The organism is Streptacidiphilus sp. MAP12-33, assembly GCF_041261265.1.
Taxonomy (GTDB): domain Bacteria; phylum Actinomycetota; class Actinomycetes; order Streptomycetales; family Streptomycetaceae; genus Streptacidiphilus.
This window is the reverse complement of record NZ_JBGCCA010000004.1, coordinates 78,924-94,898: the sequence shown is the minus strand read 5'-3', so window position 1 is coordinate 94,898 and position 15,975 is coordinate 78,924. Positions and strand designations below refer to the sequence as shown.

Below are 15,975 nucleotides of genomic sequence, written 5' to 3'. Positions count from 1 at the left end.
TCGGGATCTCAAGGCCCGGGGTGGCTTGTCGCGCACGCAGTTCATCGGGCAGAGCCCCGCGCCCCTGGAGGCTGTACCTCCCGAGGTAGTGCAAGTGATCAAAAGTGCACGGGCTAGCCTGGAGCGGTGACTGTCGATGCCGTACTGCCTGCCGCCCCCGCGCGTCCGTGGACGCTGACCACCGGGGCGTGGTTCTCCGTCGCCCAGGGTGTCGTGATCGCCGCCTACGGCGTCTACGTCATGGTGGCCCCGCTCACCTCCAGCACCAAGACCGGTGTCGGGATGGCCGAGTTCGCCGGCGTGATCCTGCTGCTGATGGGCCTGCTGCCGCTGCTCGCGGGCCGCGCGCTGCTGCGCGTGAGGAAGTGGGGGCGCAGCCCGGCCGTGATGGTCGACACGCTGTGCCTCGCGGTCGCGTACTTCGCGGTCGAGAACGGCGGAGCCTTCATCGCGCTGGGCGCGGCCGTCGGTCTCGCCGGGATCGCGGGCGTCGTCCTGCTCCTGCACCCGAGGACCACCGCCGCGCTGTGGCCCTCGGGTCAGTGAGGCTGCTGACTACTCCTCGATGAGGAGCTTCTCCCGCAGCTGCGCCAGGGTCCTGGCCAGCAGGCGGGAGACGTGCATCTGCGAGATGCCGACCTCCGCCGCGATCTGCGACTGCGTCATGTTCCGGAAGAACCGCAGCACCAGGATCCGCTGCTCGCGCTGGGGCAGCTGCGCCAGCAGCGGCTTCAGCGACTCGCGGTACTCCACGCCCTCCAGGGCGTCGTCCTCCGCGCCCAGTGTGTCCGCGACCGCGGGGGACTCGTCGTCGGTGTCCGGGACGTCCAGCGAGAGCGTGCTGTAGGCGTTCGCCGACTCCAGGCCCTCCAGCACCTCCTCCTCGGAGATGCCCAGGTGCTCCGCCAGCTCGTGCACCGTGGGCGAGCGGCCGTGGCGCTGCGAGAGCTCGCTGGTCGCCGTGGTCAGCGACAGCCGCAGCTCCTGCAGGCGGCGCGGCACGCGGACCGCCCAGCCCTTGTCGCGGAAGTGCCGCTTGATCTCGCCGACGATGGTCGGGGTCGCGTAGGTGGAGAACTCCACCCCGCGCTCCGGGTCGAATCGGTCCACGGACTTGATCAGACCGATGGTGGCGACCTGCGTCAGGTCGTCCAGCGGCTCGCCGCGGTTGCGGAAGCGGCGGGCGAGGTGCTCGACCAGCGGGATGTGCATGCGCACCAGCTGGTTCCGAAGTTCCACCCGCTCCGGCGAACCGTCGGGCAGCTGTGCGAGACGGACGAAGAGCGCACGGGCGGCCTCGCGGTCCGGCGCGCTGTGGCGCTGCGGCGCGGCCGTGCGCGGACCGCCCGGGCCCCACGGCTCGGCCGGCTTCTCGTCCTCGACCACGACCTCGACGTCGTCCTCGGTCTCGTCCTTGACCGCGGTCTCGTCCCCGTCCGCGTCGCCGACCTCGGTTTCGTCCACCGCGGTGTCGTCCGCCACGGTGTCGAGCTCGAGTTCGGCCGGCCCGTCGTCGGCGTGCCCCGCCTGCGCGGCCTCGGGGGCCGAACGGGCGTCGGCGCGCTCGGGGTCGTCCGCGAACACCCTTGCCTCCGTCTGCTTCTGGTCGCTCGCGTCCGCCTGGGCGGGCACGTGGGCCCGGTCCGTTCCGGGCCGGTGGTTGAGGTCTCTCACGGCGATCCCCCGCTCCCGTCTCCTCGCGTCACGGCTGGCCGGGGCCGGCCCCGCGCTTCTTGTGCAGGCTGATGGTCACCGTCTTGTCCGGCTCGACGATGGACTCGACCTCGCCGGCCAGAGCGGAGAGCACCGTCCAGGCGAAGGTGTCGCGCTCGGGAGCGCGGCCGTCCGTGGTCGGGGCGGAGACGGTCACCTTGAGCGAGTCGCCGACCAGCTTGAACAGGCAGCTCAGGACGGACCCGGGCACCGCCTGCTGGAGCAGGATCGCGCACGCCTCGTCGACCGCGATGCGCAGGTCCTCGATCTCGTCGAGCGTGAAATCGAGCCGCGCCGCGAGACCGGCTGTCGCGGTTCGCAGAACCGAGAGGTAGGCGCCCGCCGCGGGAAGTCGGACCTCGACGAAGTCCTGCGCGTCGGGCTCGCCGTCGATCTGGGACACCCTCACCTCCGAGCTGTTCCGTGCCGTGCTGTGCATAGGGCTGTGCGTGTGGCTGTTTGGTGCCGTGACCGGTGACGCTATCGCGATCGCGAGCGCCGTGTCGCCCATCTGGCCACCCCGAGCTTGCCGGTGACTCATAGTAGGTCCCCATATACGGACCGTGGCAATGGTGGTGGCGAAATCAGGAGAAATCAGCTGCCGAGCTCCGCCAGGGCGTCGTCGCTGAGCCGGTACACGGTCCACTCGTCCATCGGCGTCGCGCCGAGGGCGCGGTAGAAGGCGATCGACGGCTCGTTCCAGTCCAGCACGGACCACTCCAGCCGTCCGTAGCCGCGGTCCACGCAGATCCGCGCCAGCTCCGTCAGCAGCGCCTTGCCGTGGCCGCCGCCGCGCGCCTCCGGGCGGACGTAGAGGTCCTCCAGGTAGACGCCGTGGGTGCCGGTCCAGGTGGAGAAGTTGCGGAACCAGAGCGCGAAGCCCACCGTGCGGCCCGCCTCGTCCTCGGCGACGTGCGCGAACGCGGCGGGGTGCGCGCAGAAGAGCGCGTCGTGCAGCTGCCGCTCGGTGGCCTTCGCGTCGGCGAGGCACTTCTCGTAGTCGGCGAGCTCGCGCACCATCGCGTGGATCTCGGGGACGTCGGTGGGGACGGCGGGTCGGATCATGTCTGAAGCCTAAGCGAGTGCGCGGCGGTGGCGGAAAGGCCGGACGGGAGGGTCACACCAGTCGTTGGTCCTCGTAGCACCAGCGCCAGCTCTCGCCGGGCTCGAAGCTGCGCATCACGGCGTGGCCGGTCCGCCGGTGGTGCTCGGTGGCCCAACGGCCCGGCGTGGAGTCGCAGCAGCCGACGTGCCCGCAGTGCAGGCACAGGCGCAGCGCGACGGGGCGCTGACCGAGGTCCGCGCAGTGCGCGCAGGTGGGTGCGGCCGCGATCGGCTCCGGCTCTGGCAGCTCGGCGAGGTGCACGCAGGGGCGGGAGGGGGACATGGCGTCCAGGGTACGGTGCGGTGCCTGGTCTGTGTGGTTCTGTGTGGCTATGGCGATGAGCAGTCCCGGTGCGTTGTTGGTGCTGGTCGCGGGGAGTACGGCGGTGGCGGGGGTCGCCCGCCGTTACCGGCTTTCGGCGCCGCTGCTGCTCGTGGTGGCCGGGCTGGTCGCCTCGGAGGTCCCCGGCGTCCCGGACTACTCGCTGGACCCGGAGATCGTGCTGCCGCTGGTGCTGCCGCCGCTCCTCTACACCTCCGCCCAGGACGCCTCGTACACCAGCATCCGGGCCAACCTGCGGCCGGTGGCGATGCTCTCCGTCGGCTACGTGCTCTTCTGCACGGTCTCGATGGGCCTGATCACGCACGCGCTGATCCCGGCGATGCCGCTGGCGGTCGCCTTCGTCCTCGGCGCCGTGATCGCGCCGCCGGACGCGGTGGCCGCCACCGCGATCGCCCGCCGGGTCGGCCTGCCACCGCAGCTCGTCTCGATCCTCCAGGGCGAGAGCCTGGTCAACGACGCCACCGCGATCACCGCCTACCGGGTGGCGGTCGCGGCGGCCGTGGGCCAGGGCTTCTCCTTCGGCAGCGCGGTCGGGGAGTTCCTGCTGGCCGCACTCGGGGGCGCGGCGGTGGGTCTGGCCCTGATGTGGCCGTTGCAGTGGCTGCGGGTGCGGCTCGGCGACCCACTGCTGAGCAACAGCTTCTCGCTGCTGGTCCCGTTCGCCGCCTACGCGGCGGCCGAGGCGTTCCATGCCTCCGGCGTGATCGCGGTCGTGGTCGTCGGGCTCTACCTGGGCCACTACGCGAACTGCGTCGACTTCGCGTTGCGCCTGCAGGAGGAGGCGGTCTGGCGGATGGTCTCGTTCCTGCTGGAGTCGACGGTGTTCGCCCTGATCGGGCTGCAACTTCCGGTGGTCGTCCGGCAGTTGGGTGACTACTCGGCGGGGGAGCTGGCGCTGTGGACGACGGTGCTGCTGGTTGCGCTGATCGGGCTGCGCTTCGTCTGGTCCTGGCCGGCGACCTACCTGCCCGGTCTGCTCAGCCGCCGCGTCCGCGAGCGGGAGGGCCGTCCGGCCTGGACGCGGCCCTTTCTGGTCTCCTGGGCCGGGATGCGCGGCGTCGTCTCCCTGGCGGTGGCCTTCTCCATCCCGGAGACCACACAGGACGGCGCGCCGTTCCCGGAGCGGGACCTGGTCCTGTTCCTGGTCTTCGCGCTCGTCATCGGCACGCTGCTGGTGCAGGGGCTGACCCTGCCGGGTCTGGTGCGCCGCCTGCCGTTCCCGTCCCCCGACCGCGCGGCCGAGACGCTGCGGGAGGCCCAGGCGCAGTACGAGGCCTCGACGGCGGCGGAGGCCCGCCTGGACGAGCTGCTGCGGGATCCGCGCAACCGCGTTCCCGAGGTCCTGGAGGCCCGCCTGCGCAAGCTGCTGGACCGGCGCCGCAACGCCGTGTGGGAACGGATGGGCGCGCCGGTCCACGAGGAGACGGGCGAGTCCGTCGACACCGCGTACCGCAGGCTCGCCCGCGAGACGCTCGACGCGGAGCGACGGGCGCTCGTCGCCCAGCGGGGCTCGGGCCGGGTGGACGACGAGCTGCTGCGGCGGCTGGTCCGCCGCCTGGACTTCGAGGAGGCCCTGATGGAGCACACGGAGGAATAGGCCGTAGCTCTGGTTGCACCCTCCAGGGGCGCGGGGCTTGTACCGATATGCGGCTCCTCCCCCAGCCTTCGGCCGGGAGGTGCCCCCTGCGTGGGCGCGAGAAACCCACCCGAGGCGGATGGCTCTGCGCGCCCCGGACCATCTGCTCGTCGGAGGGGGCACCTCGGGGCACCTCCCGGCCGAAGGCTGGGGGATTGTCGCGCACGCAGTTGATCGAGCAGAGCCCCGCGCCCCCGGACAGTGCAGCGGTGCGTCCGCGGTCAGCGGGCGGTCAGCGGCGCGGGCGAGTCTCGTACTCGTGAGCGCACCGCAGAGCGCGGGGCCGGGGAAACGAGGAGCCTGCCATGGACCGCGTGTCGACGAAGAAGATCCTGATCTCCGGCGCCAGCATCGCCGGCCCGGCACTCGCGCTGTGGCTGGGCCGATGCGGCCACGACGTCACCGTCGTCGAGCGGGCGGCGACCTTCCGGGAGGGTGGGGGCGCGGTCGACTACCGGGGGAGCGTGCACCGCGAGGTGCTGGCGCGGATGGGCGTCCTGGACACGCTCCGCGGTCTGGACACGGGCATGGGCGAGCAGGCCGTCCTGGACGAGCAGGGACGCGAACTCCTGCGGCTGCCCGCCTCGTTCATGAGCGGGGAGCTGGAGGTGACCCGCGGCGACCTGGCCCGGACGCTCTACGAGGCGAGCCTGCCGTTCGCCCGCTACGTCTTCGGTGACTCCGTGCGGACGTTGACCGAGCACGGCACCGGCGTCACCGTCGATTTCGAGCACGGTCCGACCCAGGACTTCGACCTCGTCGTCGGCGCCGACGGAATCCACTCGACGACCCGGCGGCTGGCCTTCGGGCCGGAGGAGGCGTACCGGCGGGACTCCGGCTGGTTCTTCTCCACCTTCTCGGCGAAGGCGCCGAGCCACCTGGGCCTGCGCGACAGCGCGGTGCTCTGGAACGATCCGGGGCGGATGGTCGGGCTCGGCAACACCCTCGGTGAGGACGGCGCGATGCTCGTCTTCCACGCCCCGGGGCTGACGTACGACCACCGGGACGTGGCGGCGCAGAAGGAGCTGGTGCTGCGGCGCTTCGCCGACGCGGGGTGGGAGGTGCCGGCGGTGCTGCGGTCGGTGCCGGGGGCGCCGGACTTCTACTTCGACTCGTTGAGCCAGATCGTGATGGACCGCTGGTCGAGCGGGCGGGTCGTGCTGCTCGGTGACGCGGCCTGGGCGCCGGCGCCGGGCGGCATGGGCAACGGGCTGGCGGTCGTGGGCGCCTACGTGCTGGCGGGGGAGTTGGCGACGGCGCCCGACCACGCGACGGCCTTTGCCCGGTACGAGGAGCGAATGCGCCCGTATGCGGTCAAATGCCAGAAGCAGGGCGCGGGGGCCGGCCGGTTCCTGGCGCCGGTCACCGCCAAGCAGTTGAAGCAGCGGAACCGTGCCTATCGTTTGCTCTGCCACCGAACGATGCGTGGCCTCTTTGAGTGGTTGACCACGCGGACGGCCGAGGCGATCGATCTGCCCGCATACGGACTTTCTGTCCCGAGCCGTGCCGAAGCACCCGTGATCTCACAGTTGTAGACGAACCCTCAATCCCCCAAGCAGGGGAAGCAGAAACCACCAGACGGCGGGCTACGCGCGTTGCACTGCGCTGAGCTCGCCGTTTGTTCACTTGAGGGCCGCATGTGCGTCGGCTCTCTGTGAATTGACTGTTGACCCAGATTCGTCAACCCTGCTTTGCTTTCGCAACGAGCCGGACAGCACCACCACAAGTGGTGACACTGAGCCAATTCACCTGTGTGCGCGACGAATTGGCTGCAAGTGGCTGATCCGCAGCGAGTTCTCCCAGGGCAAGCGGATGCCTCGTCCCCCATTCGTGGGCATCCGCGACGAGAGAGGAACACTCCCCACATGCGCAACTCCCACATGAGAGGCGCGACGCTCGCCGGCGTCGCTTCTCTCTCCCTCGCCGCGGCGGGGCTGGCCTTCATGGCCCCCGTGGCTCAGGCCTCCACCGGTGGTCACCGCCACGTCTCCGGCATGGCGCACCACCAGGCCGCTGCGGTCTCCGGCACTGCCGTGAACAACGAGTTCAACCCCTACGCCTCGTCGATCAACGCCAGCAAGACCCCGGGCGTGAAGCAGTGGGAGGCCAAGCAGCGCCAGCTGCGCGCCACCCGCGCGACCGCTGCGGCGACCGGCCAGGAGACCCTGTCCTACGGCGGTGGCGTCGACGGCATCGGTGTCCAGAGCGGCCACTCCAAGGTCTACCTGGTGTTCTACGGGACCCAGTGGGGCACCCAGAGCACCGACGCCAACGGCAACCTGAAGTTCTCCGGCGACTCCGCCGGTGCCGCCGGTGCCGCCCAGCAGATGTTCAAGGGCATCGGCACCAACGGCGAGACCTGGTCGGCCGACCTGACCCAGTGGTGTGACGGCCCGAACGTCGCCTCCGGAGCGGTCAGCTGCCCGAGCAACGCCAACTTCATCCCGTACCAGAGCGGCGGCGTCCTCTCCGGCGTCTGGTACGACAACGCGGGTGCCTCGCCCGCCGGCGCGACCGGCAACCAGCTGGCCCAGGAGGCCATCAACGCGGCCGGCCACTTCGGCAACACCACCTCCGCGGCCAACCGGGACGCGTACTACGTCATCCTGTCGCCCCACGGCACGGACCCGGACAACTACGAGGACCCGAACACCGGCTACTGCGCCTGGCACGACTGGAACGGCGACACCACCCTCACCGGCGGTGCGGCGACCTCGCCCTACGGCGACATCGCCTTCTCCAACCAGCCCTACAACATCGACCAGGGCGCCAACTGCGGCGTCGGCTTCGTGAACTCGCCCGGCACCACGGACGGCTTCACGATGACCCTCGGCCACGAGTGGCACGAGATGATGTCGGACCAGAACCCGGCGGGCGGCTGGACCAACCACGTCTCCGGCTCGTCCTACAACGGCCAGGAGAACTCCGACGAGTGCGCGTGGCTGAAGCCGGGCACCGCCGGTGGCGCCGCCAACGTCTCCTTCGGCTCCTTCGGCTCCTACGCCGAGCAGGCCAGCTGGTCGAACGACACCAACGCCTGTGCCATCTCGCACACCATCCTGACCCACGGCAACACGGTCACGGTCACCAACCCGGGCAGCCAGTCCGGCACCGTCGGCACCGCCGCCTCGCTGCAGATCAGCGGCTCCGACTCGGCCTCGGGTCAGACCCTGACCTACTCCGCGACCGGTCTCCCGGCCGGCCTGTCGATCTCCTCGACCGGCCTGATCTCCGGCACCCCGTCCGCTGCCGGCACCTCCTCGGTGACCGTCACGGGGACCGACACCACCGGCGCCACCGGCTCCACCACCTTCACCTGGACCGAGGCGACCTCGGGCGGCGGCGGTGGCGGTAGCTCCGTCACCAACGGCGGCTTCGAGACCGGTTCCTTCTCCGGCTGGACCACCACCGGCAACGCCACGGTCATCGCCGGTGCGGCCCACACCGGCAGCTACGGCGCGATGCTCGGCTCCACCAACCCGAGCACGACCTCCACGGCGGCGCAGACCTTCACCGCCGCGAGCGGCACCAGCCACCTGTCCTTCTACTACAGCAACACCTGCCCGGACACGGTCACCTACGACTGGGCCACGGCGACGCTGAAGGACAACACCACCGGCACCACCACCACGATCCTCGCCAAGACCTGCGCCAGCAGCTCGGCCTGGACCCCGGTCACCGCGTCCGTCACGGCCGGCCACAGCTACACGCTGACGCTGACCAACAAGGACGACAACTACCCGGGTGACCCGACCTACACCTACTACGACGACGTGACCGTCTCCTGATCATCCTGACCTGATCGGGAGCGACGAGAAGTCGCCGAAGCGCGCGAGCGGAGACCGCCTGGGGGCGGCCTCCGCTCGCTGCGTTTTCCCCGCTCCCAGGGCTCTCCGGTCAGACGCGCACCAGCACGCCCCGGGCGGCGGTGCCGTCGGCGAGCGTCCAGCCGGCGGTGACCGTGCCGGTGGCGTCGGGGGCCGCCGAACCGGCCTGGGGGACGCGGACGAAGTCGAGGGGCAGACCGGCGGTCGCGTCGGTGGCGAGCTCGCCCACGACCGTCAGGTCCGGGGTGTCGCTCTCGCTCTGGGCCTGGGCCACGGCCTCGCCGCGCAGCAGCGCGGCCAGCTGGGCGCGCAGCACCGGGTCCTGGGTGCCGTCGTAGATCCAGCGCTTGCCGAGCAGGCCGTGCTCGCAGGTGCCGATCAGCGCGTGCTCCGCGCCGTCGAGCGCCGCGCCGCGGTAGGTCATCGGCACGTGGTAGGCCACGGAGCCCTCGGTGACCACCATGAACTCGATCCCGACCTCACCCGCGGGGTCGTCCAGCCGGAAGCCGCCGGCCTTCCGCGGGTCCGCCGGGCCGTCCGCCTCGCCCCGGTACCAGGGCTGCCGGGGCAGCCACGCGGCGAGCAGTTCCAGCTTGGTGGGCGTCAACGTGGTGTGGTGGACCACGGCCATCGGGGTGCTCCTCGGGGTAGGGGGACGGCAGGAGTGCCGAAGGGCCCGGCCGTGTGGACGGCCGGGCCCTTCGACGTACGCGTGGTGACGCGAAGGCCGGGTCAGGCCTTCTTGGTCTCCCAGAAGATCTTGTCGATCTCGGCGATCAGGTCGAGCGCCTTCTGGCCGGTCGCCGGGTCCGTGGAGGCCTTGGCGGCGGACAGCGCCTTCAGGGTGTCGTTCACCAGCTGGTGCAGCTGCGGGTACTTCTCGAAGTGGGGCGCCTTGAAGTAGTCGCTCCACAGGACGGAGACGTGGTGCTTCGCCATCTCCGCGCGCTCTTCCTTGATCACGGTGGCGCGGGCGCGGAAGTGCGCGTCTTCGTTGGCCTGGTACTTCTCCTGGACGGCCTTGACGGACTCAGCCTCGATACGAGCCTGAGCCGGGTCGTAGACGCCGCAGGGGAGGTCGCAGTGAGCGTGGACAGTGACCCGCGGAGCAAAGAACCGAGAGAACATGGGAGTCCTTCCTGTGATCGTCTTCCCAGGGAGGAGGTTACCGCCGAAAGCGCCGCGCTTCGCGTCCACCCCGGAGGCTTAGGACAAAGGTCGTAGCAGTCCGGGTATCGGTGGTGGACTTGTCCACCGTGCTTGCGAAGATGGAACGGGACGGAGCCGCGAGCATGGGCGAGGTTGAACGGGATGGCCGAGCGGATGGGTGACCGCGACGCGCAGGCGCTGTTGCAGGAACCCCCGGAGGGGGGACCGGTGACGGGAAAGTTCGGGGTGCTGCTGGTCGACGGGCCGTCGATGGCCCCGACCCTGGCGCACGGGGACCGGCTGCTGTGCCACTACGGCGCGCGGGTGCGCGCGGGGTCGGTGGTGGTGGCCCAGCATCCGCTGCGCCAGGACCTGCTCGTGGTCAAGCGCGCGGTGGAACACCGCGAGGCCGGCTGGTGGCTCCTGTCGGACAACAGCGCGGTCGAGAGCGACTCCCGGGACTACGGCCCGGTCCCGGACGAGTTGATCCTCGGCCGCGTCCTGCTGCGCTACACGCCCCGCCCGGCCTGGCTCGCCCCACCCCCGTGGTCCCGCACGGCGCTGCGGGTGATGCCGTACGCCATGGCCCGGCGCTTCGGCGACTTCCGCAGGGCTTGAGCTTTCGCTCCCGCAGGTGCTTGCACCACCGGGGGCGCGGGGAACTGCGCGAGGAACCCACCCGAGGGGATGGCCCTGCTCGCCCGGGATCCGACTGCCCAGGGTGGCTTGTCGCGCAGTTCCCCGCGCCCCTCGGTGTTTGCAACGTCCCCCTGCGTACATCAGGCCGAAGCGGCCTCGCGCTTGCGGGCGCGGTAGGCGGCGACGTTGGCGCGGGTGGCGCAGCGGTCGCTGCAGTAGCGGCGGCTGCGGTTGGTGGAGGTGTCCAGGTACGCGTTGCGGCACGGCGCCGCCTGGCAGATGCCGAGGCGGTCCACGCCGTGCGCGGTGAGGTGCATGGCCAGGCCCATGCCGGCCAGCGCCGCGTACAGCGCGGTGGCCGTGGGTGCGTTCTCGGCGAGGTGCATGTGCCAGTCCGGCTGGCCGGTCTCGTCGAGCAGGTCGTGGCCGGAGATGATCGGGCTGACCGGGAACTCGATCAGCAGCCCGTTGAGCAGGTCCACCGCCCGCGTCTGCTCGCCCTGCGCCGCGGACTCGAACACCGCCCGCAGTCGCGCGCGGACCGTGCGCAGACGGGAGACGTCCGCCTCCTCGGCCAGCTTGACGCCGCGGCCGCCGGGGCTGAACAGCCGGCGGACCTCCTCGACGCTGGTCAGGACGTCCTTGCCGCGCTCCGGCTCCTCGGTGTTGACCAGCCGGACGGCGAAGTCCGCGTAGGTGGTGAGTTCCATGGTCGTCGTCCTTGGGCCCGGAAGCTGGATGGAAGAGCCGGGTAATGAGCCCTGCTTGTACCAGGGTATTACGCTTTCGCAAGGCGTGTGATGCACCAGACCGAAACGTGAAAGCCGCCCGGCTGCCCACCACGGCCCTGGCTGTGTCAAAATCGGCAGACGGGTGACCCCCGTCAGTCGAGCTGGCCTACCGGATCGGGACCGATCCGGTGGTGTGCCGGACCGGAAGCCAGGACAGAGCTCCGGATCCATGTGCACCGTTCGCACTCCGGCCGCTCGCCGTTCGGCTTCGAGTGCTCTTCTGCACCCTGTGTGCCACCGTGACCCCGTCTGTGCGGGCGGATCTCACGACACAACGGAGGAGAAAGCCCCTTCCACCGGGACAAAAAGACGAAGCAGCGGCGGCTTTGCCCCGACTAGTGTCGAGACCGGCACGGAACCGGACGCAGAAGCGCTCACCCCTACCCTCAAAGAACGACGACGAAGAGGTCCTCGTGGCAGCCGAGATCATCAGCCCCCGCTCCATCGACCAGGAGCCGCTCGACCCCGCCTTCGCCCTGCACCGCGGCGGCAAGATGGAGATTCGCGCGACTGTCCCGGTCCGTGACGCGGACGACCTTTCCCTCGCCTACACCCCTGGTGTCGCGCGTGTCTGCACCGCCATCGCGGAGCAGCCGGACCTGGTCAACGACTACACCTGGAAGTCCAAGGTGGTCGCGGTCGTGACCGACGGCACCGCCGTGCTCGGCCTCGGCGACATCGGTCCCGAGGCGTCCCTCCCCGTGATGGAGGGCAAGGCGATCCTGTTCAAGCAGTTCGGCGGCGTCGACGCGGTGCCGATCGCGCTGGCGACCAAGGACACCGACGAGATCGTCGAGACCGTGATCCGCCTCGCGCCGTCCTTCGGCGGCGTGAACCTGGAGGACATCTCCGCCCCGCGTTGCTTCGAGATCGAGCGTCGCCTGCAGGAGGCGCTGGACATCCCGATCTTCCACGACGACCAGCACGGCACCGCCGTGGTCACCTTGGCCGCGCTTCGCAACGCGGCCAGGCTGACCGGCCGCACCCTGGCCGACCTGCGTGCCGTCATCTCCGGCGCGGGCGCGGCCGGCATCGCGATCGCCAAGATCCTGGTCGGCGCCGGCATCGGCGACGTCTCGCTCTGCGACCGCCAGGGCGTGGTCCACGTCGGCCGCACCGACCTGACCGACGTCAAGCGCGAGATCGCCGAGCTCACCAACCGCGGTGGCCTCACCGGCTCGCTGGCGGACGTGCTCGAGGGCGCGGACGTGTTCATCGGCGTCTCCGGCGGCACCGTGCCGGAGGAGGCGGTGGCCAAGATGGCGAAGGACTGCTTCGTCTTCGCCATGGCCAACCCGAACCCCGAGGTTCACCCGGACGTGGCGCACAAGTACGCCGCGGTCGTGGCCACCGGTCGCTCGGACTACCCGAACCAGATCAACAACGTGCTGGCCTTCCCCGGCATCTTCGCCGGTGCGCTCCAGGTGCGCGCCTCCCGCATCACCGAGGGCATGAAGATCGCCGCGGCCGACGCGCTGGCCGCGCTGGTCGGCGACGAGCTCTCCGCCGCCAAGGTCATCCCGAGCCCGTTCGACGAGCGGGTCGCCCCGGCCGTTACCAAGGCCGTGGCCGAGGCCGCCCGCGCCGAGGGTGTCGCCCGGATCTGACCCCTCATAGCGTTTGGACGTTCGCCCGTCGCGGAGCCATAGATCACACTGTGGCGCGGTTCCGTGGCGGGCGAGCGCGGTTCTAGGGTCGAGACATGTTCGCCGCCTATGCCGCACGTATCGCACCGGACGACCCGCTCAGCGGCCTGGAGCTCGGGCAGCGCCCCGAGCCGGAGGCCCGGCCCGGGTGGAGTGTCGTCACCGTCAAGGCCGCCTCGCTCAACCACCACGACCTGTGGTCGCTGCGTGGCGTCGGGCTGCCCGCCGAGAAGCTGCCGATGATCCTGGGCTGCGACGCCGCCGGTGTCGACGAGGACGGCAACGAGGTCGTACTGCACTCCGTCATCGGCCAGAGCGGCCACGGCGTGGGCCCCAAGGAGCCGCGGTCGATCCTCACCGAGCACTACCAGGGCAGCTTCGCGGAGAAGGTCGCCGTACCGACCTGGAACCTGCTGCCGAAGCCTGCCGGGCTCTCCTTCGAGGAGGCCGCCTGCCTGCCGACGGCCTGGCTGACGGCGTACCGGATGCTCTTCACCAACGCGGGTGTGAAGCCCGGTGACACGGTGCTCGTGCAGGGCGCGGGCGGTGGCGTCGCCACGGCCCTGATCGTCCTCGGCAAGGCAGCGGGGCTGCGGGTCTGGACCACCAGCCGCGACGAGGCCAAGGGCGCCCGTGCGGTGGAGCTGGGCGCCGACGCCTGGTTCCCGAGCGGCGCGCGGCTGCCGGAGCGGGTGGACGCCGTCATGGAGACGGTCGGCGCGGCCACCTGGTCCCACTCCGTCAAGTCGCTGCGCCCGGGCGGCACTCTGGTCATCTCCGGCGCGACCAGCGGCCCGAACCCGCCTGCGGCGGAGCTGAACCGGATCTTCTTCCTGGAGCTGAAGGTGGTCGGCTCGACCATGGGCTCCAAGGAGGAGCTGGCCCAGCTCCTCTCCTTCTGCGAGACGGCGGGTGTGCGCCCGCTGATCGACTCCGTGCTGCCGCTCGCCGACGCCCGTGAGGGCTTCGCCCGCCTGGAGAAGGGCGACGTCTTCGGCAAGATCGTCCTCACGCCGTAGGCGTGCGGGGGCGCGAGGCTCTGCTGATTCGCGGCTCCTCCCCCAGCCTTCGGCCGGGAGGCGCCCCCTGCGTGGGCGCGACAAGCCACCGAAGTGGTGAGTCGGTCAACGAGCAGGGCCATCCGCACGCCGGTGGTTGCTCGCGCACGCAGTTCTTCGAGCAGGGCCTCGCGCCCCTACCGGTCAGCGCCGGCGCAAGCGTGACGCGGCGTCGGCCAGGACCGTACGGGCGTGGTCCAGGGAGTCCCGGTTGACGCCCGCGTCGCGGGCGCTGTCGCGGACCTCGTCGCGGAAGCGGTCCAGCAGCGCGCTCAGCTCACGCAGCGGCTCGCCGTCCGGGTCGACCCGGGTCCACGGCGGGAGGTCCTGCGGTGCGGCCGCCCCGGCGCCCGCCGGAGCGTCCGCCGTGCCGCCGTTGGCGGGGGAGGACCAGCGGGAGGAGTCGGCCAGGCCACTGAGGGTCTTGGTCAGCTCCGAGAGGCCCTCGGAGAGCCCGGAGGGCCAATCTCCGCTGCGCACGTGCGCCTTGATCTGCTCGCCGATCCGCCTGGCCTCGCGGCCCGCCTGCTCGCGCACCGCGCGGGCCTGCTCCTTGGCCTCGCGGGCCTCCTCCTTCGCGGAGCGAGCCTGCTCCTTGGCCTCGCGGGTCTGCTCGCGGGCCTGCTCCTTGGCCTCGCGCCACTCCTCCTTGGCGCGCTGCCAGGACTCGCGGTCGGTACGCCAGCTCGCGTCCTCGCCGAAGCGGGTCTGACGGCGTGACTCCTTGGCCGCGCGGCGCATCTCCTCGCGCAGGTCCTGCGCGGAGTCGCGGACGTCCTCGCGGATCTGGTCCGCGAGCTGCGAGACGGAGTCGTGGATCTCGGCCTCCAGCTCCGCGAGTTCGGCCGCCCGGGCCTCCAACTCGGCGTGGCCGGCCGGGGTGATCCGGTAGACCTTGCGGCCGCCCTCCATCGAGTGCTCGACGAGGCCCTCCTGCTCCAGCTTGGCCAGGCGCGGGTAGACCGTGCCGGCGGAGGGGGCGTAGAGGCCGTGGAAGCGCTCCTCCAGCAGGCGTATCACCTCGTAGCCGTGGCGTGGTGCCTCGTCCAGGAGCTTGAGCAGGTACAGGCGCAGGCGCCCATGGGCGAACACGGGGCGGCTCATGCCTCGTCAGCCCCCTTCTGGTGGTCGATCGCGAGAGGGATGGAGTCTTCGGGGGCCGACGGGTTGTCGTCCTCGTCGGGGCGGCGCAGCACGGCGACGGAGCCGGAGACCGTGGTGATCTTCAGACGGCTGGTGCCGGAGCCCAGGGTGCCGGTGATGCGCTTCGCCCCCCAGGTGCCGGAGACCTGGAGCTGGTCGAAGGAGGAGGAGATGGAGCCGCTCGTGGTGTCGGCCCGGACCTGCGTGTCCGCGGGGGCGGGGATGCGGACGGCCACCTCGCCGGAGACATTGGTGAGCTCCACGTCGGCGGCCGCCGGACGGTCGAGGTCGACCGTCATCGCGCCGCTGACGCTGTTGGCCTTCAGCGCGCCGCTGGTTCCGGCGAAGACGGTGAGCGCGCCGGAGACAGTGTTGATCTTAAGGCCTCCGGAGGTCCCGTGGGCCTCCACGGCCCCGGAAACCGTGTTGGCGTCCACCGGGCCGCTGACGCGTACCAGCGTGACGTCGCCGCTGGCGGTGTTGGTGCGCACCTTGCCGGCGATGCCGGACACCACCGTGTCGGAGGAGGCCGCGCCGATCTCCACCTCGACGCCCGCCGGGACGATCAGTGAGACCACGGCCCGGCGCTTCTGACGCCAGCCGTCGATGAAGCGGGAGAGGGCCTTCCACTGGAAGTCCTTCCACTGGAGATCCTCGTAGGTGATCAACAGTTCTCCGTCGTCCACCGTGACCTCGAGCGGCGCGCCGTCGATCTCCGAGATCTCCAGCCGGGCGGGCGCCTCGCCGGCCACGACGTTGACGGCACCGGCGATGGTGCGCACCTTGACGCGTCGTACGGGCTCGCCGAAAGTGATCTTCTGCGGCTCGCTGACGGTCCACTTCTCGGACATACCGGACTCCCCGATGCTGCGACGGACGTTCCTGTCGCTATTCACGATATATCGCAGCGAACGAGAGTCAAGCTA

Annotated in this window: 16 protein-coding genes; 7 read left to right on the top strand and 9 right to left on the bottom strand. The window is 71.0% G+C overall.

The features are described from left to right. The first annotated feature begins 126 nt into the window (after nucleotides 1–126). Entirely contained in the window at nucleotides 127–546 is a 420-nt protein-coding gene (locus tag ABH931_RS06360; protein WP_370110721.1) for a hypothetical protein, read from the top strand. A 9-nt stretch (nucleotides 547–555) separates the two neighbouring features. On the opposite strand, the gene ABH931_RS06355 is transcribed toward ABH931_RS06360, so the two are convergent. The 4 genes from ABH931_RS06355 to ABH931_RS06340 all read right to left on the bottom strand — a co-directional run bounded on the left by ABH931_RS06355 (nucleotide 556) and on the right by ABH931_RS06340 (nucleotide 3,100). After that, nucleotides 556–1,674, bottom strand: coding sequence for an RNA polymerase sigma factor SigF (locus ABH931_RS06355; protein ID WP_370110720.1), 1,119 nt, complete (start codon nucleotides 1,672–1,674; stop codon nucleotides 556–558). Nucleotides 1,675–1,702: 28 nt separating this feature from the next. Further along, nucleotides 1,703–2,116, bottom strand: coding sequence for an anti-sigma regulatory factor (locus ABH931_RS06350; protein WP_370110719.1), 414 nt, complete (start codon nucleotides 2,114–2,116; stop codon nucleotides 1,703–1,705). A gap of 191 nt (nucleotides 2,117–2,307) precedes the next feature. After that, entirely contained in the window at nucleotides 2,308–2,778 is a 471-nt protein-coding gene (locus ABH931_RS06345; protein ID WP_370110717.1) for an N-acetyltransferase family protein, read from the bottom strand. Between the two features lie 52 nt (nucleotides 2,779–2,830). Further along, nucleotides 2,831–3,100, bottom strand: a complete 270-nt coding sequence (locus ABH931_RS06340; RefSeq protein WP_370110716.1) for a UBP-type zinc finger domain-containing protein — start codon at nucleotides 3,098–3,100, stop codon at nucleotides 2,831–2,833. 55 nt (nucleotides 3,101–3,155) lie between these two features. On the opposite strand from ABH931_RS06340, the gene ABH931_RS06335 reads away from it, so the two are divergent. The 3 genes from ABH931_RS06335 to ABH931_RS06325 all read left to right on the top strand — a co-directional run bounded on the left by ABH931_RS06335 (nucleotide 3,156) and on the right by ABH931_RS06325 (nucleotide 8,584). Beyond that, entirely contained in the window at nucleotides 3,156–4,757 is a 1,602-nt protein-coding gene (locus ABH931_RS06335; protein ID WP_370110715.1) for a Na+/H+ antiporter, read from the top strand. A gap of 344 nt (nucleotides 4,758–5,101) precedes the next feature. After that, nucleotides 5,102–6,331 carry an FAD-dependent monooxygenase gene (locus ABH931_RS06330; protein ID WP_370110713.1) on the top strand — a complete coding sequence of 410 codons (1,230 nt, stop codon included), beginning with the start codon at nucleotides 5,102–5,104 and terminating at the stop codon, nucleotides 6,329–6,331. 330 nt (nucleotides 6,332–6,661) lie between these two features. Then, nucleotides 6,662–8,584 carry a putative Ig domain-containing protein gene (locus tag ABH931_RS06325; protein ID WP_370110711.1) on the top strand — a complete coding sequence of 641 codons (1,923 nt, stop codon included), beginning with the start codon at nucleotides 6,662–6,664 and terminating at the stop codon, nucleotides 8,582–8,584. Nucleotides 8,585–8,693: 109 nt separating this feature from the next. On the opposite strand, the gene ABH931_RS06320 is transcribed toward ABH931_RS06325, so the two are convergent. Beyond that, nucleotides 8,694–9,254 carry a 1,4-alpha-glucan branching protein gene (locus ABH931_RS06320; protein WP_370110709.1) on the bottom strand — a complete coding sequence of 187 codons (561 nt, stop codon included), beginning with the start codon at nucleotides 9,252–9,254 and terminating at the stop codon, nucleotides 8,694–8,696. Between the two features lie 101 nt (nucleotides 9,255–9,355). Then, a complete protein-coding gene (sodN, locus tag ABH931_RS06315) occupies nucleotides 9,356–9,751 on the bottom strand; it encodes a superoxide dismutase, Ni (protein ID WP_042456097.1) in 396 nt (131 codons plus the stop codon). 183 nt (nucleotides 9,752–9,934) lie between these two features. Here sodN and sodX point away from each other — a divergent pair, with 183 nt between their 5' ends. Then, a complete protein-coding gene (sodX, locus tag ABH931_RS06310) occupies nucleotides 9,935–10,390 on the top strand; it encodes a nickel-type superoxide dismutase maturation protease (RefSeq protein ID WP_370110707.1) in 456 nt (151 codons plus the stop codon). Nucleotides 10,391–10,551: 161 nt separating this feature from the next. Here sodX and ABH931_RS06305 read toward each other — a convergent pair whose 3' ends face one another. Then, nucleotides 10,552–11,121, bottom strand: a complete 570-nt coding sequence (locus ABH931_RS06305) for a CGNR zinc finger domain-containing protein (protein ID WP_370110706.1) — start codon at nucleotides 11,119–11,121, stop codon at nucleotides 10,552–10,554. A 494-nt stretch (nucleotides 11,122–11,615) separates the two neighbouring features. Between ABH931_RS06305 and ABH931_RS06300 the strand changes: the two genes are divergently transcribed. Together ABH931_RS06300 and ABH931_RS06295 are read left to right on the top strand one after the other, a co-directional pair. Beyond that, on the top strand, nucleotides 11,616–12,809 hold the full coding sequence (locus ABH931_RS06300) for an NADP-dependent malic enzyme (protein ID WP_370110705.1): 1,194 nt from the start codon (nucleotides 11,616–11,618) through the stop codon (nucleotides 12,807–12,809). Nucleotides 12,810–12,904: 95 nt separating this feature from the next. Beyond that, nucleotides 12,905–13,867 (top strand): zinc-binding dehydrogenase, encoded by a 963-nt coding sequence (locus ABH931_RS06295; protein ID WP_370110704.1) that lies wholly within the window; start codon nucleotides 12,905–12,907, stop codon nucleotides 13,865–13,867. A 183-nt stretch (nucleotides 13,868–14,050) separates the two neighbouring features. Here ABH931_RS06295 and ABH931_RS06290 read toward each other — a convergent pair whose 3' ends face one another. Both ABH931_RS06290 and ABH931_RS06285 read right to left on the bottom strand, forming a co-directional pair. After that, nucleotides 14,051–15,010, bottom strand: coding sequence for a helix-turn-helix transcriptional regulator (locus tag ABH931_RS06290; RefSeq protein WP_370110702.1), 960 nt, complete (start codon nucleotides 15,008–15,010; stop codon nucleotides 14,051–14,053). Further along, entirely contained in the window at nucleotides 15,007–15,900 is an 894-nt protein-coding gene (locus ABH931_RS06285; protein WP_370110701.1) for a DUF4097 domain-containing protein, read from the bottom strand. Before ABH931_RS06285 ends, ABH931_RS06290 begins: the two co-directional genes overlap by 4 nt. Nucleotides 15,901–15,975 lie beyond the last annotated feature (75 nt).

Excerpts from the sequence above, each read along its gene's own strand:
- ABH931_RS06290 (WP_370110702.1), bottom strand. The coding sequence starts at position 15,010 with ATGAGCCGCCCCGTGTTCGCCCATGGGCGCCTGCGCCTGTACCTGCTC.
- ABH931_RS06340 (WP_370110716.1), bottom strand. The coding sequence starts at position 3,100 with ATGTCCCCCTCCCGCCCCTGCGTGCACCTCGCCGAGCTGCCAGAGCCG.
- ABH931_RS06305 (WP_370110706.1), bottom strand. The coding sequence starts at position 11,121 with ATGGAACTCACCACCTACGCGGACTTCGCCGTCCGGCTGGTCAACACC.
- ABH931_RS06345 (WP_370110717.1), bottom strand. The coding sequence starts at position 2,778 with ATGATCCGACCCGCCGTCCCCACCGACGTCCCCGAGATCCACGCGATG.
- sodX (WP_370110707.1), top strand. The coding sequence starts at position 9,935 with ATGGCCGAGCGGATGGGTGACCGCGACGCGCAGGCGCTGTTGCAGGAA.
- ABH931_RS06295 (WP_370110704.1), top strand. The coding sequence starts at position 12,905 with ATGTTCGCCGCCTATGCCGCACGTATCGCACCGGACGACCCGCTCAGC.
- ABH931_RS06335 (WP_370110715.1), top strand. The coding sequence starts at position 3,156 with ATGAGCAGTCCCGGTGCGTTGTTGGTGCTGGTCGCGGGGAGTACGGCG.
- sodN (WP_042456097.1), bottom strand. The coding sequence starts at position 9,751 with ATGTTCTCTCGGTTCTTTGCTCCGCGGGTCACTGTCCACGCTCACTGC.
- ABH931_RS06330 (WP_370110713.1), top strand. The coding sequence starts at position 5,102 with ATGGACCGCGTGTCGACGAAGAAGATCCTGATCTCCGGCGCCAGCATC.
- ABH931_RS06320 (WP_370110709.1), bottom strand. The coding sequence starts at position 9,254 with ATGGCCGTGGTCCACCACACCACGTTGACGCCCACCAAGCTGGAACTG.
- ABH931_RS06325 (WP_370110711.1), top strand. The coding sequence starts at position 6,662 with ATGCGCAACTCCCACATGAGAGGCGCGACGCTCGCCGGCGTCGCTTCT.
- ABH931_RS06285 (WP_370110701.1), bottom strand. The coding sequence starts at position 15,900 with ATGTCCGAGAAGTGGACCGTCAGCGAGCCGCAGAAGATCACTTTCGGC.